The 18,410-nt window shown below is 37.9% G+C and carries 18 protein-coding genes; 1 reads left to right on the forward strand and 17 read right to left on the reverse strand.

Going from position 1 to position 18,410, the window contains the following annotated elements; all coding sequences use genetic code 11:
* Positions 1 to 2: 2 nt before the first annotated feature.
* Positions 3 to 1,028, reverse strand: a complete 1,026-nt coding sequence (locus J7K05_00750; protein ID MCD6194723.1) for a hypothetical protein — start codon at positions 1,026 to 1,028, stop codon at positions 3 to 5.
* A gap of 99 nt (positions 1,029 to 1,127) precedes the next feature.
* On the opposite strand from J7K05_00750, the gene J7K05_00755 reads away from it, so the two are divergent.
* Positions 1,128 to 1,685, forward strand: coding sequence for a hypothetical protein (locus J7K05_00755; protein ID MCD6194724.1), 558 nt, complete (start codon positions 1,128 to 1,130; stop codon positions 1,683 to 1,685).
* Positions 1,686 to 1,718: 33 nt separating this feature from the next.
* On the opposite strand, the gene J7K05_00760 is transcribed toward J7K05_00755, so the two are convergent.
* The 16 genes from J7K05_00760 to J7K05_00835 form a co-directional block, all read right to left on the reverse strand.
* Entirely contained in the window at positions 1,719 to 2,453 is a 735-nt protein-coding gene (locus tag J7K05_00760) for a PD-(D/E)XK nuclease family protein (GenBank protein MCD6194725.1), read from the reverse strand.
* 251 nt (positions 2,454 to 2,704) lie between these two features.
* Positions 2,705 to 3,436, reverse strand: a complete 732-nt coding sequence (locus tag J7K05_00765) for a hypothetical protein (GenBank protein ID MCD6194726.1) — start codon at positions 3,434 to 3,436, stop codon at positions 2,705 to 2,707.
* On the reverse strand, positions 3,429 to 4,385 hold the full coding sequence (locus J7K05_00770; protein MCD6194727.1) for a hypothetical protein: 957 nt from the start codon (positions 4,383 to 4,385) through the stop codon (positions 3,429 to 3,431). Before J7K05_00770 ends, J7K05_00765 begins: the two co-directional genes overlap by 8 nt.
* 123 nt (positions 4,386 to 4,508) lie before the next feature.
* The gene (locus J7K05_00775; GenBank protein ID MCD6194728.1) at positions 4,509 to 5,312 is read right to left on the reverse strand and encodes a hypothetical protein; all 804 of its coding nucleotides are present in this window, start codon (positions 5,310 to 5,312) and stop codon (positions 4,509 to 4,511) included.
* A gap of 178 nt (positions 5,313 to 5,490) precedes the next feature.
* A complete protein-coding gene (locus J7K05_00780) occupies positions 5,491 to 8,487 on the reverse strand; it encodes a type I restriction endonuclease subunit R (protein ID MCD6194729.1) in 2,997 nt (998 codons plus the stop codon).
* A 9-nt stretch (positions 8,488 to 8,496) separates the two neighbouring features.
* Positions 8,497 to 9,735 (reverse strand): hypothetical protein, encoded by a 1,239-nt coding sequence (locus J7K05_00785; GenBank protein ID MCD6194730.1) that lies wholly within the window; start codon positions 9,733 to 9,735, stop codon positions 8,497 to 8,499.
* 2 nt (positions 9,736 to 9,737) lie between these two features.
* Entirely contained in the window at positions 9,738 to 10,961 is a 1,224-nt protein-coding gene (locus tag J7K05_00790) for a restriction endonuclease subunit S (GenBank protein ID MCD6194731.1), read from the reverse strand.
* Between the two features lie 32 nt (positions 10,962 to 10,993).
* Entirely contained in the window at positions 10,994 to 11,899 is a 906-nt protein-coding gene (locus J7K05_00795) for a hypothetical protein (protein MCD6194732.1), read from the reverse strand.
* 10 nt (positions 11,900 to 11,909) lie between these two features.
* Positions 11,910 to 12,203: a hypothetical protein gene (locus tag J7K05_00800; protein ID MCD6194733.1), complete on the reverse strand. Its 294-nt coding sequence runs from the start codon at positions 12,201 to 12,203 to the stop codon at positions 11,910 to 11,912.
* Positions 12,200 to 12,505: a hypothetical protein gene (locus J7K05_00805; GenBank protein MCD6194734.1), complete on the reverse strand. Its 306-nt coding sequence runs from the start codon at positions 12,503 to 12,505 to the stop codon at positions 12,200 to 12,202. Before J7K05_00805 ends, J7K05_00800 begins: the two co-directional genes overlap by 4 nt.
* Positions 12,498 to 14,066 carry a type I restriction-modification system subunit M gene (locus tag J7K05_00810; protein MCD6194735.1) on the reverse strand — a complete coding sequence of 523 codons (1,569 nt, stop codon included), beginning with the start codon at positions 14,064 to 14,066 and terminating at the stop codon, positions 12,498 to 12,500. Before J7K05_00810 ends, J7K05_00805 begins: the two co-directional genes overlap by 8 nt.
* 689 nt (positions 14,067 to 14,755) lie before the next feature.
* Positions 14,756 to 15,106: a hypothetical protein gene (locus J7K05_00815; GenBank protein MCD6194736.1), complete on the reverse strand. Its 351-nt coding sequence runs from the start codon at positions 15,104 to 15,106 to the stop codon at positions 14,756 to 14,758.
* 73 nt (positions 15,107 to 15,179) lie between these two features.
* On the reverse strand, positions 15,180 to 15,989 hold the full coding sequence (locus tag J7K05_00820; protein ID MCD6194737.1) for an ABC transporter permease subunit: 810 nt from the start codon (positions 15,987 to 15,989) through the stop codon (positions 15,180 to 15,182).
* 1 nt (position 15,990) lies between these two features.
* The gene (locus J7K05_00825) at positions 15,991 to 16,869 is read right to left on the reverse strand and encodes an ABC transporter ATP-binding protein (protein ID MCD6194738.1); all 879 of its coding nucleotides are present in this window, start codon (positions 16,867 to 16,869) and stop codon (positions 15,991 to 15,993) included.
* 2 nt (positions 16,870 to 16,871) lie between these two features.
* Positions 16,872 to 17,531, reverse strand: coding sequence for an SdpI family protein (locus J7K05_00830; protein MCD6194739.1), 660 nt, complete (start codon positions 17,529 to 17,531; stop codon positions 16,872 to 16,874).
* A gap of 115 nt (positions 17,532 to 17,646) precedes the next feature.
* A partial coding sequence (locus tag J7K05_00835) for a hypothetical protein (protein ID MCD6194740.1) occupies positions 17,647 to 18,410 on the reverse strand: 764 nt, incomplete at its 5' end.

The raw sequence follows: 18,410 nt of genomic DNA on the forward strand, positions 1-18,410 counted from the left end.
TTTTATTCTTCTGTCCATCTTTTTTTCAGCATTTCTCGAACATCTTTTCTTTTGCCAAAATGGTCATCCTCATCAGCCCAATAGCCAATAAAGACACCTGAAAAGTTGTGCTTTTTTAAAATATCAAGTCCTATACTAATAGCTTGGGCATAGATTTGAGCATCAGGCAGAGGGCTGTGTTCAGCGCTTCCTTGCCAGTAATCCAAACCCATAGGTACTGCTAACTTACAAGAGATGTTGTATTTTTTAGCTAATTTGTCAATGGTTGTTGTTTCTTTTTCAATATAATCTCTGACGTCTTCAAAGCTTCTAATATCGCTTATGCCGTCATACTCTTTACGCGGATAAAAAGTAAGGCCCAAACAGTCATAGCCCCAAAAAGACTGGCTTTTATCTAGGATTTTCCATCTTTCTGCGTCATAGTGTTCAGCAGTAATGACTTTGCCGCTGTAAATTTCTCTTATTTGAGGCAGGATTTCTTTAAGCCACCTGCCTGATATTTTTTCATCTAAAATAAGGTTCATCTCTACTCCCGGAGCAAACATTTCCACCTCATTTTCTTGGGCAAACTTAGCCCAAGTCAGCACTGTCTCTGTCCAAATATCTTCAGAAAGCCGCCATTTTTTATTAACCCAATATTCTCTGGATTCTACATATGGCACAAGAAAAATTTTAAAGCCTTTTTTATGGGCTTCGTTGATTGCTTTTTTTAGAACTCTTTGGGCTTTTTCTGTATTGCCTTCAAGGCCGCCATCTGGGGTGCCGTTGTAAAAAGCTCTTATTAATAAAAAATTGGCTCCTGTATTTTTAGCTTTGTTTAAAATGCGTTTATTGGACAAAAAGTTGTAGCCTTGTTTATAAATAAAGGGGTTGTAATAATAAGAATAGGTGCGCCAAGTTAGTCCTTGGATATCAAACTCTTTTTTTATTTGGACGGTTGGTTCTTTTTGAAAGTAAAAGTAACTAGATGTTGCTATTAAAACGAGGGCAACAAGAGTTAAAATAATCCAAATCCAGATTCTTTTCACTCTTCTATTATAGATTTTAAATATTTAAATGTCAGTTTGGATTCTTTTTGGTTCTCAAGAAGGGTTATGTTATTATTGAGGCAGAAAATAAAAGTAATTATGAAAACTAACAAGGTGCTTATTTTGGTCTTAGTGATTGTGGGTGTTTTGATTTTAGGTAGTTTATTGTCTTTTGTCTTTATGGGTCAGATGTTTTGGGCACGTTTTGTTCCAATACTTTCGCATTCAAGCAAGCAATCAGTAAGTTCAGAGCAACAGAGTTCTGAAAGTAGTGAGCAATCTGCGAGCCAAACAGAAGAAAGTTCTTCTTTTTCTTCAGCCAATGAGGTGACGCCCACAGGTTCAGCTGTTAGCTGGGATAGTGAAGTGAAACCTATTATTGAATCTGTTTTTGGCGGAGCCAGTTTGATTGAGTTCACTACTGCTAAAGGTCAGAATGCTTACTTAAAGTATGCTATCCCGCGTCGCGCCAGCTCAAGTGATTTAGCCAAAATTTTAAGCTTATTTAAACAAAAAGGATACAGCGAAGTAGTTTCCGGATCTAACAGCGGCACCAACACAGCCATTATGAGCAAAGGCGATACTCAGGCAGTTGTCACTTTTGAAGATAATAGCGACTACGTAGAGGTGACAATTGCTGAGACCCCTTCTTATTAAAGCCTCTGTTTTTAAATTAATATTGTTAGTCTATCAGTATCTTTCTATTTCTCCTGCTTTTTGGCGGTATTGGCAGTATTCGCAAGTTGTTTTTGGCTTAGGGAGTTTATCGCTTTGCAGTATTTTTTTGATTTCTTTTAGTGTTGGCTCTATCCAAGAGGTTGAGCCTTTATAAGGCAGAAGCTTAACATCAAACTCCAGTTTGCCGTCAAAAGCTTTGCGGTCACGCTTGGCATTAACATAGACAAAGTAGGCAGTGTCTGAAACCTTAAAGCCATTGTTTCTAAAAAGCCATTGATAGATTTCCAGCTGTCTTTTGTATCCTTCTTTCCATTCTCCGTCTAAGGTTACCTCCCCGTTAATACTCGTAGCTTTATAATCAACCACAATCAGCTCTTCTTTTTTGCTGATCCAAATGTCGTCAATAGCTCCATAAACCAAAAAATTAGTTTCAGGATCATGGTACTGAATACCTTGCCTGAAATTACGCCAGTTTTCCAATTCTTGATGCTGAAATGGTACTGCCTCTAAGCCGTAGTTTTTGAGTAGGGGGTGAGTGGAGTTTTTAGCGCGATGAATATCAAACTCTTTTTTAAGCAAATGATCAACAGCGCTGTTAAGAGTGAAAGCCGGCCACGAGGGTCGTCTGATGCCTAGTTTTACATCTAGGTAGAAACATCTTGGACACTCCACAAACAACTCAATTTTTGACCGACTGAGTTTGAAGGGGCTTTTTGGTTTTTGAAAGAAAAGATTTTGCTGCGGCATAGTTTTAATTAGTGGTAATTTTTATATCCTTTTTTACTTTTTCGGGTTTGCTTTTGTATTATTTTGCGTTGCGGATTTTTTGTCAAAGCCTAGAACCGCTTGGACCAATCATCTCAAGGGTGAGCAGAACAACGAGAATAATAAGAATTTTTATCATCCTTCTTTTTTATTTTCTCTTTTATTGTATATTTCCATCTTGACTTTTGGGACAAATAGTTACAGAGAGAGGATTTGTTACGTCTTTTGTCTTCTTAAATCCTTTTTAGGTATTTTTCTATTCTTTGTATTTTTTTATCATCCAACTTATCAATTTTCTCCAGTATATATTTTAGTAAATAATGTAGTTTGTGGCTTAAGGCATTTGAGTCAATTCCTATTTCATTTTTTCTTGTTAATGCGAATACATCTCGACTTTGATAAAAGAGAACAATAGAACGGAAGTCAGCTTTTGGCATAAAAGGCAGACCTGCGGCCGGTATATTTTTTGGTGTAAATTCATGTACGAGACTATTCCTTACTCTTAAAAGCTTTTCAATTTCTTCATCATTTAAATTTGTCAGTCTTTTCGTCGCCTTGAGGAGCTTTTTAATTTTTTTGTGCGTTCCTACCTTTAATTCTCCTTCTTTTGGCATCTGGCCAAAAGGTCTTAATAAGAAATCTGTTATCCATTTTTTACTTCTGCTTCTATATAATTTTGTTATTTTTATTTTTGCTTCTTCTAATTCTTTTATTTCTTTTTTGCTCCAAAAATCTTTTTCTTTGCTTTCTACAATTGCGTTAACTGTTCCAAGAAACTCGATAGTTGCCAAGGTAGATAAAAGAACTGTGAAGTTGCCCCCTCCGATTGGTATTTCTCGGCTATCTTTCTCAATGGTGGATACACATTTTGTGTATAGAAAGGTATTGCTGTCAGCAATGGAATAGCTTACTATTTTTGCGATTTTTTTGCTTACCTTATTTTTGAGAATCTTTTTTTTATTCACAGACTTCTTTTTTTTTAATACTCAAAGGGAAAAATATAAGTTTGAGCAAAAAGGTTATGATGAAAATTATGCTTAGTATAGCTAACGTAATTAGAGATAGTGTAAGTGGTAGCCAGGGAATTTTGGCAAGCAAAAAACCTAGATATGCAAGGCTAGCAGGGAATAGTTGCCGGATTAATAACAATATACCGAGACAAATTATGATCCATGCTGATAACAGAAAGAATTTGTAAGTCCAGTATGGCCATTTATCCTTCATCAGTTTTTCTCCGCATACAATTTTGGTAGTTTCCCAAATAACCTCTCCCATTAGCAGTCCTTCTTTAGTTATGAGTATGCCATCGCGTGTGTCTTGACCATTTGCGAATTTGGCAAATCCGCGCATAACTAAATTTTTTAGGATTCTATCTCTGCCGATCTTGTCTACTTCTTCCTGTTTGATTTTCATATCGTCTAGTTTTGGAGAATAACTATCTATATCGGCTTGTTTTAAATTGACTATAAGATTAGAAATTATCTTTTCTTTTGCTTCGGCAGGCAGTCTTTTTTCATCTGGTGGCAACCGGTCTTTGTCATTTCTAAGCTGTTTTTCTAACTTTCTTATATCTTCCAAAAAAATCAGCCAACTCTTTTCCAATACATCCAAAACAGCCTCGGCAAATTGTTTCTCTTCCTGTGTATCGAGATCCTGGTTTAGTTTTTCGCGCTGTGCGAGTAGATGGTGTTCGTATTTCTTTTTTCTTGCCTCTATGGTTTTGGCTTTTTCAAAGAGATCAAATTCAAATATAGGACTGCCCAGATGTTTATGTCCCCAATAAGTCCACCGTAAGATTCTTTTTTCAATAGGCCAAAGGCTTTCTTTTTGGTGGTCTGCTTGGGCATTTAATTGTTGGAGGGTCTGGAAAAGTTCCAATTTTTTGTAAAATTTAATAGTAAAAGGCAGGTTCATGCTGTATTTATTTTACTACAAATACTAATCTGTCAAAGTTAGAGCTAGTTCCGCGTAGCTTTTCCATCTGCTGTTACTTTACAAATCTGCCTCCGAAGTCTGCTATCTCTTTAAAATGTTTGCTCAACAATCCTCTCTAGCTTCCTGGCCCAACAGCCATTTTTCTTTCTTCAGAACTGCCTCGTAGGTTTTTTTGTGCCAATAGAACAGCCTTTTGTCAAGTTCATCTGATATATGATAAAAATGAAGATGGGCATACATTTCGGTTAATTTTTTTGCAAAAATCTTTTCCTTAGGTTTAAGCTCTTGAGGTTTTTTCAGCTTCTTCAACCACTGTCGGGCTTCAACATGCTCCGGCACATTGAGTTTTAGATGTAATACTATATTTTTATACGCATCGCTGCTAAATTTAAATCTCCGGATTTCTTCCAATGTGTTGTTAAAACTTCGAATTTCTTGATTAAGTCGTGCAAGATATTCATTAATTTTGGGGCCCAGTTTCGCGGTTCCTGGCAATAAAAGTGTTTGTCCAAGCACTGTATGAACATCAGGATTAAAGATATTATAGAAAGGATTGCCCCACTCTCTCAGCTTGCTGTCCGCTGTTCTTGCCATGTCGTACCGGTGATATCCCCCTTCTTCATATTTCGTCCAGCTTCCCAGAATCTCTAATTGTTTCTTCAATAGATTAATCGCCTGCATTTTTTCTTCGAAAGTTTTTTTCTCATAAAGGTAAAAAGCTACCTCCACAGAGAGTCCAGGTATAAGAGCAGGAATAATACCTGAAAGAATATTCTGCAATGAAAAAATATATCCAGTTTTCACCCATCTTGCCCATCCAAGAGCTAGTATCAAGAGGACTAGGAGTGTGGCAAACCAAAGAGTGGCTGGGTAATTTCTCAATGTTTTCTTCCACAAACTGCACATAGCGACTTTTAGCTTGCGTTTTTGCTGACAAACCTCTACTGGTAATTCATCTAATCTATCATATCTCTTGGGCCTAGGTCAATAATAGTATTTTTTACAAAAAAGGGGCTCTGCCGAACCCCTTATTCTTATTCTTATCTTTCTCACTTCATCCTCTCCGCCACCACTTCGGCGAATTTTAATCTGAAGAACCAGCATCTTCAAACAAAAATTGAGCTTGTTTTAAAGTAACCTGAGCAATGGGCTCAGCCTCCTGTGGCGGAATTCCCGATCGATAAAGAATCCTTTTAATTTTGCCTCTAATCCTAGCAAGCAACACGTCATTATTCGTCCAATCTACCGCCAGATCTTCTTTAATTGCCTGTACCACTTCCTTTGCTAACCGTCTCAATTCTTTATCCTCTTTTATATACTTTTTCCCTTTTGTCAATGCGTCATAAAAAGCTAACTCTTCCTCACTCAAGCCTAATTTTTGCCCCTTTCTCTCTTCTGCTTTTATCTCCTTTGCCAAGTCAATCAACTTATCAATAGTTTCGGCAGAATCTATAAATTTCTTCTCATATTTCTCAATTACCTCTTCCAATCTTTCTCTAAGAGAGTCATACCGCACTATATTTTTCCTTAATCGCGAATTAATTTCATCACTTAGCAATTTTCTTAATACTTGAATCGCCAAATTGGGGTAGGCCATCTGCTTTAGTCTTTTCAAAAATTCTTCATCAAAGATCGAAACCTCCGGCTTTTTCTTGCCTTGCATCTCTAAGATATCTATTGGTTTGTCAGCTGCAATGCTCTCGGCAATCAGCTCTTTAACTGTAGTTTCTATTTTCTGCTCCACCGTTAGTGGCCGAACAATTACTCTTTTAACAATATTTTTCTTAATCGCCTGAAAGAACTCTACTTCTTTTTGAATTTTATCTGCTTCGGGATGGGGCCGAATAAAAGCCCACAATTTAAACAATGCTGTTGCCTCTTTTATAAAACGTTTTTGTTTTTCTTCATCAATTCTCCCTGTTTCTTCATCAGTAATAACTTTGTTAATCGCCCGCTGAAAGAGTCGAGCCAATTTCCTTCCTGGTAGCTTGTGCCAGCTTTTGTATCTCATCCCAGCAAAATAAGAACGAACGATATCGTATTTCTCGTGCATTCTCTCAATTAACTCCTCTAGAGGGATCAAGGCTTCTTTGACCTCTTTTTCACTATAGATGTTCAATGCTTTCCTCAAATCATCCGCAATCCCAATATAATCAACGATTAAACCTCCCTGCTTATCCTTAAAAACCCTGTTCACTCTCGCAATCGCCTGCATCAAAGTATGGTTTTTCAAAGGCTTGTCCATATACATTGTGGCCAAGCAAGGCACATCAAACCCCGTCAACCACATATCGCAAACAATCACCATTTTGAGCGGATCATCTGGATCCACAAATCTCTCTTTTAGCTGTTCCACATCCAAATCATCCTGAACCTTTCCTTTAAAATCAGTCAACCCGGAAACAGCCACTGCACACTCTGGAGCCTCAGGGTTTTTAGAAATTAGTTTATACATCTTGACCGCTACTTTTCGACTAATGGTCACCACCATCGCTTTTCCTTCAACTGCCCGATGGTTGAAATGCCAGACGATATCTCGGGCGATTTTCTCTAGCCGGTCAGGGTCACTGATCAGCTTTTCTAATCTGGAATACCTCTTCTTAAGTTCTTCTTTTGCCTCTGTATCTAAATTCGCCGTAAGATGGTCAAAATCTTCATCTATAAACTCGTTTGTTAAATGCAAAGGCACAAGTCTTCCTTCGTAATAGATAGGAACGACTGCTTTATCTTCCACCGCTCTATCGATAGGATAAACACTAATATAATCTCCAAAAACCAACCTCGTATCTCTATCCCGAAGGCTGATTGGAGTCCCAGTAAAACCGAGAAAAGAAGCATTGGGCATTGCCTGACGAGCATTGCCTGCAAGTTTTGCGTATTGCGATCGATGAGCTTCGTCAGCAATAACAATTAGATTATGCTTCTTAGAGAGAAGAGGGTATTTTTCTTCTTCACGCTCGGTCTCAAATTTTTGAATTGTGGTAAAGATTATGTCTCCACTTGCTCTTTTAAGTCTCTCTCGTAAATCTCTGATTGACTTTGCCTGTTTAGGAAAGAGGCCACACCTTTTAAACTTCTTAAAAAGTTGGTTGTCAAGATCGTTTCTGTCAGTCAAAAATACAAAAGCTGGATTTTTAAGTTCTTTAAGTTGTCGTACTTTGTTCACATAAAAAATCATTGAAATAGATTTTCCCGAGCCTTGCGTGTGCCAAAAAACTCCAATGCGACCATCTCCTTTAGGCTTAACTTTTGTCTTTGTGGCTTCAATCGCTTTGTTCACCCCAAAGTATTGGTGATAAAGGGGCATCTTTTTGACAAAAGTGCTCCCTTCTTTCTCAAAAATGATGAAATTTTGAACGATATCTAAAAAACGAGCCTTGTGGAAAATGCCTTTAATCAAAACCTCAAGTTGGTTCACTCCTTTTGTTTTTTCGTTTTCATTCTCAATTTTTTTCCAAACCGAGAACCATTCGCGGGTAGAACTAATTGTACCGTGCTTAGCTTCTAAAAGATCAGAAATAACAATGACTTGATTGTATTTAAAGATATCGGGGATATCTTTTTTGTAACCTTTCATCACTTGATCGTAAGCATCATCGATTGTGGCATTTTCTGTAGCCGGGTTTTTGAATTCAAAAAGAGCCAAAGGCAAACCATTTACAAAGACTATGAGATCGGGCCGCCTTACTTTTTCTGTGCCTTGAACGGAAAATTGGTTAACGATTAAAAAGTCATTTCGCTCCGGCTGCTCAAAATCAATTAGCTTAACATAATCCCATTTTTCTTCGTCAATCTTGAGCGGTACACCCTGAATAAGCAGTCGGTAAAAGTTCTTGTTAGCAATTATAAGGTCCGGATGTTCGATTCGTTGAATTTCCTCAATCGTTTCTTCTATTGCTGCTTGAGGAATTCCCGGATTCAAATTTACCAAAGCCTCTTTGAGCCTTCTTTCTAAAATTACCTGGCGATAATCTCTTCGTTCCAATACCAAATCTTTTGGACCAAAGGCATAATCATACCCAAGGCTTTTAAACCACTCAATTGCTGGTTGTTCTGTTAGGGTTTGTTCGATTAGTTTCATTTTGCCTCATTAGAAAAAATAAAAATACATCCCACTAATCCAACACCTCTTTTGCCCTTCAAAATCTGGGCCGCAAAAAGGAAGGGTTCGAGAAGTGCTGTCATTCAAAAGAAAGGGTTTGGTAGGATAACGTAGTCCCGTCCCAATATTAGCCTCATTTTTGTAAACATTTGCTATATCATCACAGATCACCGCTAAAAAAGAAGCGAAGACAGTGTCATTATGAATCATTTTGTTTTTTTGGAAAATCTCAAAAAAAGTCTCTCCCTTTTCATTCTTTAAAAATTTCGACGCTTCAACACAAATGGTCACTCTGAAATCAGCTTGAAAATCTGCTTGCAATTGCTGCTGATACACAATGTTTGCTTTTCTCAAAATGGTTTTTAAAAGTCGGGGAGACATTGTTTGGGGAAATTCTTGAAAAAGGGCCATAAAGAAAGAAGCAAGTTGATCTTTGGCGGGCTTATATTCTTCATTTTCTAAAAAATCAGGATCAAAAATTTGTTCGATAAACTCTTCAAAATGTGAGATTTTGGGGTAGAAAAACTCTGCGTAGTCCAAAAACTTTAAATATCTCTGGGTCTCTTTCTGGAAGTTTTCACTACCTATGAGAGCAATGACTATAAATTTCTTTTTTAGATTTTCTCTGCACAAAATGTTTCTGATAAAGTAACTAAGAGTTTCGAGGAAAAAGAGTCCTTCTTCTCCTGAACGATCAGCATCTTCTATTATCAAAAAGAAATCTTGCCGCTTCAAAAGTTTCTTCGACCCTTCTAGGAACAACTTTTGAAATTCAACCATAGCTTCCGGGGGGAGTTCGCGAAACAGATCCAATAGTCCAGTTAATCCACCAAGACGGGCAGAAGACAAAATGGCTTTAAAAAGTTCAATAGCGAAATTTCGGCCACTTTTCCCTTTCATCTTCTTTTCCAAAAAAGATAACTCCGAAGTCTGTTGAACCATCTCTAACAACAGCCCCTCCCATAAAAGTTTTCTGTTGGGATAACTCCAAGCCTCAAACTTTATCCATTTTTCCTTTTTCGACCTTTTTCTTTTGTCCATTATTTGGTACAACATTGTGCTCTTACCTATACCATAAGGACCAATAAGACCTACTAGAGCTGGCTTATCGATTGAAGACAATTTTTGCTCAAAGGATCTGATATATTCTGAAAAATTTAAAAGATCCGGCACCTCGGGTGTCTCTTGAAGCAGTTTCAAGTTTTTAATAAAACCTTTTGTCTTCATGGCTATACCCTTATTTCCCCACTCATTAATTTAGGCAAAAGTAAATCGCGAAGAGACGATAAAAGTTGGTTTTCTTTTACATTCCGGATAAGTTGTTTATAAAGGGGGAAGCACATTTTTTCGAAATGATTAAGCAGCTTCTTTGGAGGGAGAACAAAAGGCATTCTGCAAAGATCATCCCATTTTACCACAGGCATCTTGGTCCCCGATGCGCATTTGGAAGCGAATTCTATTGTAGAAGCAGAGAATAAGAGAGAAATTGAAAATGAATATAACTCTCGCTTTCTAGGATAAATCACAAAAACTGATTGATTTGTGACACCATCGAAAGGTGCTATAACTACCTTGTGAAAATAAGGCCTTACGGCTCCGAAAAGAATATCCCCTTTGTAAAATCTAAATGCCGATGTCTTAATCTCTGCACCCTTACCAAAAGTGGAAACACTCAGACTTCGCCGAGGAAACCTCCCTAGATCAAGTAACTTTTCTCTCTTCCACTCCTCAAAGGTTTTAATTCTCTCCCTCCGTCGCTCTACGATCTCTCCCAACCTCTCTACTCTCCATCCTTCCGGAATTTTGCCTAATTCGCTGTCAACAAATTTCACTTTTTCCCAACCCGGGAATCTAAATTTCACAAACCACTCTTCAAAAATCGCCTGCGCCATTTCCTCCAGTGTCTGGTTAATCTTGTTGTTGAGCTCAATCTTCTCATCAAAAGCAGAAAGAATATCCGCAATGCGCTTTTGTTCGTTGAGGTCTTGGGGGATTGTTATTTCAAAGTTCTCAAATTTGGATTTAGAAATATTCGTGTATACCGACCCACTATATTTTAACAATCGAGGTTTCACGTATTTAAAACAGTAATAAAGGAATTCGGGTAGAATTTTATCTATATCGCAAATTACAGAATTGATTTGTTGATTAGTAAAGCTTTCCCTGCATGTTATTCCGACTTCTCCTACAGTAGCCAAACACGAAACCACAACAGCTTTGGGTGGCAACTTTAAATTTCTCATCGATTGTGCCCCTTTTTCTGAAAGAGTTCGCTCTGTTTTCTCTATGTAGCGCTGATTTTTTAGATCGGGAATGGTAATAAATGGGTAACGACCGCCGAAATTTCTTGGATCAGTAGTAGAAGGAGTTTTGCCTGTTATAACCTTCCCGATTTCTTTAATTTTCACGCTTTTCCATTTTTTACTCTTGGAAAACATCTTTTCGTCCTCCATTTTTAATTTTTAACTTTATCCTCCACCAATTTTTATTTAAAAAGCTCCTCCAAGAAAATCCTAATTTTAACTGCTGCACCTTCCACGTCTGACAATTGAATATTGATCGAGTATGAATGTTGAGCACTATCAATTAAAATTTTGTAATTCATTACCTCTTTGTAAATTCTTTTGTTGGAAAGCAACCTTTCCGCTTTCCCCAAGAGATTTTTTGTCTCTAAATACTGCCCCTTTTCATCTTTGACTTCTGACTCTTTGTTTATTTGCTGGAACTTCCTCACAATAGAAAGAGGCAAAATTCTTCTTAAAATTAATATAGATGCTATTGGTCTTTTGTTGGCGAAATTAAAATTAAAATCATCACACAATATTTTCAAATCTGGAGGTAGCTTTTTCACCAAGCTGTTTGGAAATAAATCTTTCTCAGTTCGACTGCTTCTTATTGTTGGTTTATCTTTAGTTTTGCTAATCGTCCAATCAAGAAGCTTATCACGCACAGCCTCTAAAACTGAAACTATCTGGCTTTGAGGGAAAAACATTGCAAACTCTGTCCGCATCTTAACTGCTTGTGCAAGCATTTCTTGCATGGGTGGTGGATATTTAATTTGCAAGTAGTCTTCACTTTTATCAAGCAGGTTCTCAAGTTCGGGAATTGACTCAAAGATGTGTTGTCGAGAAAGCAAATCTTGAGTTTTGTCGTCTTTGGGAAACATCACGGGTATCCATCGACCCAAAACAGGATTAAGTGCCTTGGGCTCACCTCTTATCAACCTATAGCTAGGTGGTTTGCCTGAACTGTAACCATTCATTTCGCGATCAATCCATTTTAAAAATTCTTTATCGCCCAATTCACTCGCCAGGATCTTTGCCTTCCTTAATAACTCCGAAACTTTTGCTTCAGATTTAATGATCTCGTTTTTAAATTCCTGGATATCCATACTTCCCTCTTTATCTGATAACGAAAAATTTATAAATCTCAAAAAGCAAACTTGCTATAGCAATTAGCATTCCAATGCCCGCTATGATAACACCAGCTAAAGTGATTTTATTTAAGGCTTTTGTTAACTTCTCTGAAGAGGCGGTGGCCTTCTCGATATTCGAATTAAGGTTTTTTAGCTCTTCCTTAATCCTTCCCACTGTACGAAAAAAGCCTGAAGGCCAAGGTCTCACAGAGAAATAGGAAGTCAAAGTGTCCAAAAATTTCCGGATTTTTTCATAATCTTCTTCCTTAAATCTCATCATTTTCCTTTCTGTTCTTTATTAAATGGCGGTTTTCTTCTCCTAACAAGAAAAGTCTCTAGCCTTTTGGCTTCTTCTACAGAGTTAGTAAGAATCACTCCAAACTTTACCGCTTGCTGTTTCTGCTCTCGAATCTCCCGCACACTTTCCAAAATTCTTTTTGGCAAACGTCCTCTTTTCGCTCGCCCCACTTTTTGAAGTCGACCAGAACGAGTGAAGATCCCGTATACCCCCGGCTTGTCTTTGGGCAATTGTTTGAGAGTGACTTTGGTGATCTTTTTGATTGAAACAAATTTTTTACGCATTTTGTCTCCCTAAACGCTTTAAGTTATGCTTAATTTTTCTTTCTAGCTTCCTCGACTCCTTGAAATATTTTTCTAATTGCTTCGTCAATTTTTTCATCTTCTTCTCAAACGGTATGCCGTCGTCTTCTTCGGGCTTAATACCCACATATCTTCCCGGCGTCAAAACATAACCTGCTTTTCTAATTTCTTCGATAGTGACTGCCTTACAAAATCCTGGCTCATCCTTGTATTTTCCGGCTCCCTTTTCTCCCCGCCAAGCTCTAACAGTATCAGCGATTTTCTGAATCTGCTTGTCAGTGATCACATATTGTTTTCTGGAAATTGGCTCATACATTTCGCGCGCATCAATAAACAAAGTTTCACCACGACGGTCTCTAAATCTTTTATTTCTTTTGTCTTTGGTCAAAAACCAAAGAGAGACCGGCAATGAAACGTTGTAGAAAAGTTTGGGCGGACAGGCAATAATTACGTCTACCAAATCATCTCTAATAATTCTTTTTCTAATTTCGCCTTCTTTGCCTCCCACAGCCAGGGCGCCATTTGCCATCACAAAACCAGCTACTCCGCCGGGAGCCAAGTGGTAAACAAAGTGCTGGATCCACATAAAGTTTGCGTTGCTGTTAGGAGGAAGACCATATTTGATCCTTGGATCTTTCTGAATTCTATCTGCGCCCCAATCTGAAAAGTTAAAGGGGGGATTGGAAATTACAATATCTGCTCGGAGATCAGGGAATTTGTCATTGTGGTAAGAATCGCCTTGTTCAACGTGGGCGATGATCCCTCTAATTGCCAAATTCATTTGGCAAAGCCGCCAGGTGGTTGAGTTTTTTTCTTGGCCATAAAAGTTTATTTTGCTGGGATCTTTTTTGTGCATTTCAATAAATTTTCTGCTTTGGATAAACATACCTCCGCTTCCGCAGGCTGGGTCAAAAACCCGACAGTTTTCATAGGGCTCCAAAATCTCTATCAGTAACTTTACTAAACATCGAGGCGTGTAGAATTCGCCACCTCTTTTGCCCTCTGCAGAAGCAAACTGACCAATGAAATACTCATAGATTCTTCCCAAGAGATCTTTGTCTTTTTCTTTTTGTTCTTGAATCTTGCTAAAGAGATTGATCAGCTCGCCTAGAATTCTGGGTTCTAAATCTCTGACTCGCGTGTACTCCACAAAAATTTTAGGCAGAACACCTTTTAGTTGAGGGTTTTCTTGTTCTATTAATTCCATTGCCTTGTCTAGCTTACGAGCAATATCAGAGGAGGTAGCGTTTTCTTGAAGATAGGACCATCGGGCTTCTGGGGGAATATAAAAAATGCCCTGGCTAAGGTAAGAATCTTTGTCTTCAGTAATAGCTTCTCGAGCTTGAGGCGTAGGGGCGTAATAGGGGCTGTTTTTGTCTTGGGTGGCTTTTTCGAGAAATCTCTTTCGCTTATCAAAAGCCTCAGAAATGTATTTTAAAAAGATCAATCCCAAAACAATATGTTTGTATTCAGAGGCATCCATGCTGCCTCGCAGCTTGTCAGCTGCTTGCCAAAGTTGGTTTTCAAAATCGATGTCTTTCATTTCTGCTATCTTAGCAGATTTACCCCTAAAAATCAATCTTGATTTTTGGAATAAATATTGTGTAATTTGGGCTGGTTTTGGGGGTGAAAGTAGTGTTAGGGCTTAAAACAAAAACCTTCGCAAAGTATTGCGAAGGTGAATTGATTGGGTTAATCCTCTCTGCTGCTAGTGAGCTGCCCCCATTCTTTTTCTCCATAAACGACTTTTCCGCAACGGGGACAGCGGTAAACCACTGTTGTCAGGTTGTCCCTGACAGTAGTGGTTCCCCCTTTTTGGAGGAGAGTTTCACAATTTGGGCAGTGGTCATGATGATCCATATCTTGCCTCCCCGGACTTTTAGTCTCCCGGCAGAAAAGGATGGTTGCCTTTTTCTTCCACGGTCTCGATCAAAGTGATAATGATGACTATTGGTAATAAGAAGAGGTAAAGGCACATTCCTCCAAATTTCTGCAGAGCGAATCTTATTCGCCATTCTGCGGGAGCAATGAGTCTGTTCCAAAAATACAGGCTCGCGCTGTAGCGAATTACTTGTTCCGGAGGTATTGCGAGTATTCTTCGCTCTATGACTTCCACGAAATGATGACACCGGTTACAAAAATAACGATTTACTTTGGTGTCTCCTGATTCTAGTATTGGTTCTACGAACTGCAAAAAGTTATTGCACCGTTCACATCTTATTTCAGCACCTCTCATTTTAATACCTCCTCTTCTTCGTAATCGTTTTCGCGCGAGATGAGATCCATAACATAATCAACTGTAAACAAAGGCACAATGATAGAAAGGAGACCCAACTCCCTTATTTCTTCGAGGGCGAAAGATACCCCCCATGCCAAAGGAGCAACCAGCTTTCTCCAAAAATAAAGTGTTGGGCCACACCTTTTTTGCTCTGTGAGAGTAAGATTGAGACCAGGATCGTACCACGATATTACCTCAACATATTCATTGCAATTGCCGCAATAATAACGCTCAATGTCTTTGTCGTCGAGACTGAGTATAGTCTCGACGAATCGCAGTAACTTCCCGCATTTGTCGCACTTCATTATTGTGATACCCCCTTTTGGTAAAGTGCTTTTCTCACCATAGGAGAAACAGGGACAAAATGCAAGTTTATAGTCAGCTGGCTATATCCCGTTTAGAAAAAACTATAATGGCCAAGAGGGTAAAAAGTATTGCTACTCCCAGAAAAACCCAAACAGCCAAGTTTTCAATCTGATTATTAATTAGAGCTTGGCTGGGATCGTAATAATGGAAAAAAGAGAAGTATTTTGTCTTGTTCCATTCGTTTTTTAGGGAAGAGACAATGTTGACTACATACATTGCTACAATAATAGCTACAGAGACAAAATAGACCTTTCCTTTTTCAGAAAATAAAGCAGAAAAAAACATAGCTAAACTAAAGGTTGCCCAACCTAATAAAAAGCCAACAATAGCCAAACTTAAATAATGGGAAGTTTGGAACTCTATATTATAAAGAGAGGCCAAAGGGATAGCTGAAAAAATAGAAATAGCGGTAAAAACTATCAGGGCTGAAATGCCTGATAAGTATTTAGCCAAAAAGATTTTGAGGCGGGATATGGGCTGGGATAACAAAATCTCAATAGTCTTTTTTTCTATTTCTCCGGCAATTGAGGAGCCTGCCCAAGAAATAGTTAAAGCAAAGAGCATTATCGGCCAAACAAAGCTAAACTGCTCTACAGACAGAAAGTTTTCCAGCTTGGTAAAAGAAAGCTCAGGAGATTCAATATCAAAAGCCTTAAGTAAGGATTCCGGATAAGTCTTCATTAGTTCTTGCAACTGTTGCGCCTGTTCCTTGATCGAGGGAAAGAGAGCGACATACATCCATAGAAGGAGAATTCCGGCTAAACAGTAAGCCAAAATAGTGTATTTTCTATCTTTAATTGTGCGCCAGAATAAAGCAAGCATTTTATTTTTTATTTTTGTAAAATTCTAAAAATATCTCTTCCAGTGAAGCTTGAGCAATCTCTATATTTTTCAACCGATAACGGGCGAGTTTTTTAAGCAAAGGGTTGATGTCTTCTTTGATTTGCAAAATCAAACTCTCTGAATTTTGGTGAATAATTTTTGTGTTTTTCAGCTGAAAGTCCTCTTTCTTAAAGGTTGAATCAAAATTAATTTTTGCCTGATAGATTTTCCTTTTCTTCAAATCAGCAATAGTTTCTGTAGCAATAAGTTTCCCTTTTTTAATAATTCCTACCCGCGTGCAGACATTTTCTACTTCATGAAGGTTGTGGGAAGACATAAAAATTGTGCTTCCATTTTGTTGGAGTTCTCTTAAAATTCCGTAGATTGTATTTTGCAAAAGAGGGTCAAGACCGGCTGTCGGCTCATCTAAAATGATTACTTTTGGCTGGTGCATTAAAGCGAGAATGAGGTTTAATTTTTGTTTGTTGCCAGTAGAAAGAGTTTTGACTTTAGGTAAAGGATTAAAATCCAATTTTTTTATCAGCTTATCGCGCAGAGGCGCTTTGCCTTTAATTTTTTCCAAAAGATTGATGTGTTCATAGCCGTTCCAATTGTCATAAAGCTCGGCTTCACTTGATAGATAACCGACATATTTTTTAAGTTGGACAGATTCTTCTTGGGCGTCGTAATTTAAAATTTTAATAGAGCCTGCAGTGGGAGAAACAAAATTCATCATACACCTGATAGTGGTAGTTTTGCCTGCTCCATTTGGGCCCAGAAAGCCGAAGATCTCTCCTTTTTTAACAACAAAAGAGATGCCGTCTATTGCTTTGATTTTGCCAAAGTATTTTTTGAGATTTTTAGTTTTTATGACCGCCATTGTTATTTTGTTAAAGTTTTTGAATTGCCAGAAAGTTCTTTTTTGTAGCAATAGTAAGAGTATGTGATTGTATAGGCTGAAGCTAAAAGTATAGGGACTATTAGGAAGAGTGCTGTATATTCAAGGGAGATGATAGAGAGAAGAGCAATTAAGCCAGCAACTTTAAAAAGTTTCCCCCCAACTTTATGAGTCTTTTTCCATACTTTATCACTGCTTAAGGTCCATGGTGTTTTAATGCCAATAAACCAGTTTCTTTTTGCTTTTTCTGTTAAAACTCCGCAGTAGTAAAAAATTATGCTCAAAGCAGGAGCCATCATTTTTCCTATATTAAAACTTTGGCCAAGGTTCCAAAAAATAGTGAGGAGGTAAATATAAAGTAAGAATAGGAACAAAAGGATTATAAAAGTATCAAAATACTTTCTGAATTTTTCAATATTTGCTTTTAGGGGATCTATCTTGGGTATTAAGATAAAAAGCAAAAACAGACCCAAAGAGACAAAAGGCATTAAAAAAGCGCCCCAAAACTTTGAGGTGTATCTGTCTGCCTCGCCCTGTATATTCCAGTGAGAAGCTACGCTGTCAGGTAGTTGGGGATAAAAATATATCCCTATACCAAAAGACAATAAAACAAGAGCAAGTATTAACCAATGGCTTTTTCTCATTTGTTTTAGTATATATTAAAAAATTTCATTACGAGCAACTTTGTTTTTCTTGACAAAAGTTATTTTAGAATAAGAACAACTTCTTAAACTAATAGTTAGGCAAACTATATTTTGTTTATTCTTTATTGAACCATTTTTTAACTACCTCTTCAGCTGGTTTGTTGCGGATGTTGTAAGGACTTTGGGAACTTTTTGCCCAAGCCATTACAAAAGCACCAGATACTTTGTCCCAAACATTTTGAAAAAATATCTCGAAAAATTGAGCCTGTTCTTCTTCAGTAAAAACTCCGCCTGCCAATAACGGATCATTGGGATCGCGATAAGTAATAGCTCCTGTTTCGCCAAAATAAACTCCTTTGAGATTGTATTTTGATTTGACCTCTTCGGCTCGGCGTAAAACTTCTGGTAGTCTCATCTGCCACTCAGTCAAATCCTCAGCATAAACATCAAAGGCAGCATAGTCGTAGCCAGAAAAATCAGCACCCTCTAAGCCAACATCAGCTACTTTTAAAACTACATTACCGGTGTAAGCTTGCCTTACAATAGGTAGAATCTTTTGTGCCCATTCTGATTCGCGACCGCGAAGAGCAAAATTTGGTTCATTGAGCGGGCAAAAAATTTCGACTTGATACTCTTCGGCAATTTTTGCCCATTTTTGGACATAATCTGGAAACTGGGCTATAAAATTGTCTTTGTTTTTGATTTCGTGCTCGCACTGAGGGCTTAAAGTGCCGAGATCTAGCTCCACTGCCAAACCTGCCTGATGGATTTTTTCAATTCTTTGTTTGACGATTTTTTCTTGTTGAAATTTTTGCCAAGGCGGACCGTAAACTATAGGTTCAATCTCAGTGCCTTTGACACAAAAAGAGACCGCTACCG

The sequence above is a fragment of the bacterium genome, from assembly GCA_021157605.1.
Classification (GTDB): Bacteria; Patescibacteriota; UBA1384; order JAGGWG01; family JAGGWG01; genus JAGGWG01.